The organism is Nostocoides sp. (assembly GCF_035343835.1).
Classification (GTDB): domain Bacteria; phylum Actinomycetota; class Actinomycetes; order Actinomycetales; family Dermatophilaceae; genus Nostocoides_A; species Nostocoides_A vanveenii.
The window spans coordinates 1-4,515 of record NZ_DAOQZV010000245.1; the positions used below are offsets into that span (position 1 = coordinate 1).

General features: G+C 69.0%; 6 protein-coding genes and 1 pseudogene. 2 read left to right on the forward strand and 5 right to left on the reverse strand.

The window, feature by feature from the left end; translation table 11 throughout:
* Positions 1 to 348, forward strand: a pseudogene (locus tag PKH97_RS13980) (hypothetical protein); the annotation flags it as partial.
* Here PKH97_RS13980 and PKH97_RS13985 read toward each other — a convergent pair.
* The 3 genes from PKH97_RS13985 to PKH97_RS13995 all read right to left on the reverse strand — a co-directional run bounded on the left by PKH97_RS13985 (position 332) and on the right by PKH97_RS13995 (position 2,212).
* Positions 332 to 736, reverse strand: a complete 405-nt coding sequence (locus tag PKH97_RS13985; RefSeq protein WP_324388154.1) for a type II toxin-antitoxin system VapC family toxin — start codon at positions 734 to 736, stop codon at positions 332 to 334. The pseudogene PKH97_RS13980 and the gene PKH97_RS13985 sit on opposite strands and share 17 nt — an antisense overlap.
* Positions 737 to 840: 104 nt before the next feature.
* Positions 841 to 993: a type II toxin-antitoxin system VapB family antitoxin gene (locus PKH97_RS13990; RefSeq protein ID WP_324388156.1), complete on the reverse strand. Its 153-nt coding sequence runs from the start codon at positions 991 to 993 to the stop codon at positions 841 to 843.
* 28 nt (positions 994 to 1,021) lie between these two features.
* A complete protein-coding gene (locus PKH97_RS13995; protein WP_324388157.1) occupies positions 1,022 to 2,212 on the reverse strand; it encodes a cytochrome P450 in 1,191 nt (396 codons plus the stop codon).
* 149 nt (positions 2,213 to 2,361) lie between these two features.
* On the opposite strand from PKH97_RS13995, the gene PKH97_RS14000 reads away from it, so the two are divergent.
* Complete coding sequence (locus tag PKH97_RS14000; RefSeq protein WP_324388160.1) at positions 2,362 to 3,465, forward strand: NADH-quinone oxidoreductase subunit D; 1,104 nt, start codon at positions 2,362 to 2,364, stop codon at positions 3,463 to 3,465.
* Positions 3,466 to 3,847: 382 nt separating this feature from the next.
* Here the strand turns inward: PKH97_RS14000 and PKH97_RS14005 are convergent, their stop codons facing one another.
* Both PKH97_RS14005 and PKH97_RS14010 read right to left on the reverse strand, forming a co-directional pair.
* The gene (locus PKH97_RS14005) at positions 3,848 to 4,324 is read right to left on the reverse strand and encodes a DUF3180 domain-containing protein (protein WP_324388158.1); all 477 of its coding nucleotides are present in this window, start codon (positions 4,322 to 4,324) and stop codon (positions 3,848 to 3,850) included.
* Positions 4,311 to 4,515 (reverse strand): hypothetical protein (locus PKH97_RS14010; protein WP_324388159.1); only part of this gene is annotated, 205 nt, incomplete at its 5' end. The genes PKH97_RS14010 and PKH97_RS14005, both read right to left, overlap by 14 nt.

Below are 4,515 nucleotides of genomic sequence, written 5' to 3' on the forward strand. Positions count from 1 at the left end.
GCCCCGGGCTCGCTCGTCGTCGCGATCGACTACGGCCACCTGCGCGCCGACCGGCCGGCGGGTGGCACGCTGACCGGCTATCGCGCCGGCCACCAGGTCAGCCCGGTCCCCGACGCGACCTGTGATCTGACCGCGCACGTCGCGATGGACGCGCTTGGCGCGGACCGTCTGATCACCCAGCGCGACGCACTCGGCGAGCTAGGGCTGGTGGGCGAGCGGGCGTCATACGAGCAGGCGCGGAGCGATCCACGCGGCTATCTCGCTGCGCTGGAACGCAATTCCGCGATCAGCGCTCTTCGCGGCCCTGGCCTCGGCGATTTCTGGTGGGCGATCAGTCGGGTGCCGTGAGCGCCGACCGCACGTCGGTGTGACCGAAATCGTCGCCCTTGAAGAGCAGCGGCTCGCGCCGCTCGCTGGCCAGCGCATAGCTGAAGCAGTCGCCGAAAGTCAGCCGCGCCGGATGCCCTGACCCGCGACCGAAGTCGCGATAGGCGTCCCGCGCGATGCGGGCCTGCTCGGGCGTGACCGGCACGACGGTGATGTCGAAATCCTCGAGCAGTTCATCGAGCCGACGCGAGAGAGTGGGGTCGCGCGGACTGTCGATCACGATCCCTGCTTCGAGATAGCTTGCCGCGGAGAACAGCAAGCTCTGCGCGCCAACGAGGGCCGATGTCAGATGGGGCGCATCAGCCTCATCTTTCAGGACAGCGATGATCGCCGAGGTATCCACAATCACTTGGGCAAGCTGAGCTCGTCGTAGAGATCGTCGTCGGTCAGGAAACGCAGGTTGCGCTCGCGAATGTAGCGGCCCGTTTCTTGGCTCAACCGACGAAGCCGGTCCTAGCGCTCTTGGCGCGTCTCGTGCGTCCTGGGCGTGGCAGCCAGTTCGCGAGCCACAGCAGACGCGATGGCACCGGTGAGGGTCTGACCGGTACGCAGGGCGAGTTCACGCACCTTGCGCTCGACCTCGTCGTTCTTGATCGTGATGGTCATGCAGTAATGCTGGCTGTCACTACTGAAGTCAGTAAGACGCGATGATCAGCCGCTCGAAACCGCGCAGCACGAAGGTCGGGCGACGCTCGGCCTCGACCACCCGCAGCCGGGCGTGACGCGCCAGCAACTCGCGCACCGAGGTCTGCATCTCGAGCCGGGCCAGCGGGGCGCCGATGCAGAAGTGGATCCCGAGGCCGAAAGCCAGGTGGTTGTTGGGCTCGCGCGCCGGGTCGAACCGTTCGGGCTCAGCGAAAACTGCCGGGTCACGATTCGCCGCCCCGAGCAGCGCCGCAATCTTCTCCCCTGGCTCGATATGCACCCCGAGCAGGTCGACGGGCTCGGTCGCCGTCCGGTCAAAGAGCTGCGACGGGCTGTCGTGCCGCAGAAATTCCTCGACCAGCCGCTCGACCGCAGCCGGGTCGGCGGCGTCGATGGGCGGCTGCCCGGCCGCCAGCCACGAGTGCAGCCCGTTGCCGAACCCGTTGACGCTCGCCTCGTGCCCGGCGTTGAGCAGCAGGACCGCGGTCGCGATCAGCTCGCGCTCGCTCAGCTTGTCGCTGCCGTCGCGCACCTGCACCAGATCGGTCAGCAGATCCTCCCCCGGATGCGCCGCCCGGTGGGCCGCCAACTCCCGCACGTATGCCGCGAACTCACCACATGCCTGCTGCGCACGCGCGTCGTCGGCCGGGGAGCGGTCGGGCTCGTACATCTTCACGATGGCTTGGCTCCACGGGCGCAGCAGGTGCAGATCGGTGTCGGGGAAGCCCAGCAAATCGGCGATCACCATGACCGGCAGGGGCTCGGCCAGCCCGGCGATGACATCGAACTCCTTGACACCACCGACCTCGTCGAGCAGCTGCCGCGACAACTCCTCGATGCGCGGCTGCAATCGCTGCACATGCCCTCGGCCGAATGCTCCGGCCACCAGTCGCCGCAAGCGGGTGTGCTTAGGCGGCTCGCAGTCGAGGATCGAATCCGCATGCAACCAGTTGAAGGTGTCCCAGTCGGCCACCGGCTCGCGATCGCGGAAGATCCGGCCCAGGCGGCGATCCCGGAGCAGGGCGGAGCACGCCGCGTGCGAGGTTGCGACATACATCCCCAAGCCGGAGTGCCACGCGACCGGCGCCTGCGCACGGGCGGCGGCGAAGCCGGCATACGGATGGGCGAGGGTGGCTGGGTCGCTGAGGTCGAGGACGGTCGCGGCGTCGAATCCAGGCATGGCGCCTACCTTGCCAGGCCCGCGGGTCCCGCCACCTCCGGCCGCCCGGACCACGCGCGGCGTGCGCCGCCTAGCATGGGCAGGTGACCACGTCGACGCCCACCGAACTGACCGTCGGTGTCGGAGCCGGCGGGCTCGCCACCGCCGACATGGTCCTCAATATCGGGCCCCAGCATCCGGCCACCCACGGCGTCCTGCGCCTGAAGATCGTCCTGGACGGCGAACGCATCATCAGCGCCGACCCGATCATCGGCTATATGCACCGGGGCGCCGAGAAGCTCTTCGAGGTGCGCGACTATCGCCAGATCGTCGTGCTCGCCAACCGGCATGACTGGCTGAGCGCCTTCAGCAACGAACTCGGCGTCGTGCTCGGCGTCGAGGAGATGCTCGGAATGGAGGTGCCGGTCCGCGCGGTCTGGGCGCGCACCCTCCTCGCCGAACTCAACCGCGTGCTCAACCACCTGATGTTCCTCGGGTCCTATCCGCTGGAACTGGGCGCGATCACGCCGGTCTTCTACGCCTTCCGTGAGCGGGAGGAGATCCAGGCCGTCCTCGAAGAGGCCTCGGGTGGCCGCATGCACTACATGTTCAACCGCGTCGGGGGCCTAAAGGAGGACCTGCCGGCGGGGTGGCTCGACCGGGTGGCCGACGCCATCGCCGTCGTCCGCCGGCGCCTGCCGGATATCGCCTCGCTGATCCTCGGCAACGAGATCGTCAATGCCCGCACCCGCGGCGTCGGCGTGCTGAGCGCGGACGTGGGTGCGGCATACGGGGTCTCTGGCCCGATTGCGCGGGCGAGCGGCATCGACGTCGACCTGCGGCGCGACGCGCCCTACTTGGCGTATGCCGAGTTGTTCACCCCCGGCGGCCCCGGCCGCGTCGTCACGCGCAAAGCGGGCGACGCCCTGGCCCGCCTCGAGGTGCTCTATGAGCAGGTCGAGGTCAGCCTCGACCTCGCGCAGGCGTGCGTCGAGAAGCTCGCCGCGCTGCCCCAGGGCCCGGTCAACGTCAAACTGCCCAAGGTGCTCAAGGTGCCCGAGGGCGATCTCTACACCGCCACCGAGAACCCCTTGGGCTTCAACGGCTACTACCTGGTCTCGCGCGGCGAGAAGACCCCGCACCGCCTGAAGTTGCGCTCGGCATCCTTCAACAATGTCCAGGTGCTCTCGCGGTTGCTGCCCGGGTGTCTGGTCGCCGACATGGTCAGCATCCTGGGCTCGATGTTCTTCGTCGTCGGCGACGTCGACAAGTAGCCAGTGCCGCCGGTCAGCCGAGGGTGCGGCTGAGCAGCGCCACCGCGCCCGTGGTCACATTCCACAGTTTGAGCTGCGGTCCGTCCTGGAAGGCGACCATCTTGCCGTCGGCGGACATGGCGGGGTGGTAGTCGATGCCGAGGGTCTTCTCCGCTCCCGTGGCGTCGCAACGAATCAGGCCACCGCCATTGACGTCCTCGCGAGGTCCTGGATACCTGCCGGCCCTTGCGTGGCGATGGTGAGGATGGCCAGGCTCAGGGTCAGGAGGACTGAGGTCGTGACGTGACGCATCTGCGTCTCCTGCATTGGCTGGTGATCGACGCCAATCAAGAGCGCGTCGGATGCGCGGTGCTCCGCCCGCGCGATGATCAGGCGCGCCTGGTCACGCCGCCTCGCCGGCGCCGCCGTTCTCCCGCGGTGGGATGCGGCACCAGTGCTGGGAAAGGAGACCGCACACGACGAGATAGCCGCCGGCGAGCGTGCCGCCGAGATAGCTCCACAGCAGGCGTTGCGAGATCGTGAGATCCCAGTCCGGCAGCAGCCCGAGCGCGTTCCCGGCGTAGAGGCCGACGAGAGCGGCTCCGGTGAGGGCGGCAGCCTGGGCGAGTGCGAGGGTGCGGGCGGCGCGCATCGGGTCGAGGTTCGCCTTGCGACCGCGCAGATAGCCGCGAACCGCCCAACCGAACCACAGCACGAGCAGGCCGACGCCCCCGAGCAGCACGAGCGCGAGCGTCGGCACCGCGGGCGGAAAGGTGCCCCCTGCCATCAGCCGGTGCGTCAGTAGCGCCGAAATCACGCCGACCACGAGTGTGACCAGCACAGGCACCCGCCAGGACAGTCCGCGATTACCGGTCCCCATGCGCGCCTCCCGCCGCGAGGTTGCCGGCGACCGACGGGTCATCGGCGGCCGCGTGGTCACCGGCTGCCGCGTGGTCACCGGCGACCGAAGGGTCACCGGCTGCCGTGTGGTCACCGGTTGCCGGCGGGGTATCGGCGTCCGCGTGGTCACCGCCTGTCGCCTGGTCACCGCCGGCCCCGGCGCTGTTGCCC

What these genes read in the sequence shown, in the direction of transcription:
- PKH97_RS13990 (WP_324388156.1), bottom strand. Translation starts at nt 993, where the DNA reads ATGACCATCACGATCAAGAACGACGAGGTCGAGCGCAAGGTGCGTGAA.
- PKH97_RS13995 (WP_324388157.1), bottom strand. Translation starts at nt 2,212, where the DNA reads ATGCCTGGATTCGACGCCGCGACCGTCCTCGACCTCAGCGACCCAGCC.
- PKH97_RS14000 (WP_324388160.1), top strand. Translation starts at nt 2,362, where the DNA reads ATGGTCCTCAATATCGGGCCCCAGCATCCGGCCACCCACGGCGTCCTG.
- PKH97_RS14005 (WP_324388158.1), bottom strand. Translation starts at nt 4,324, where the DNA reads ATGGGGACCGGTAATCGCGGACTGTCCTGGCGGGTGCCTGTGCTGGTC.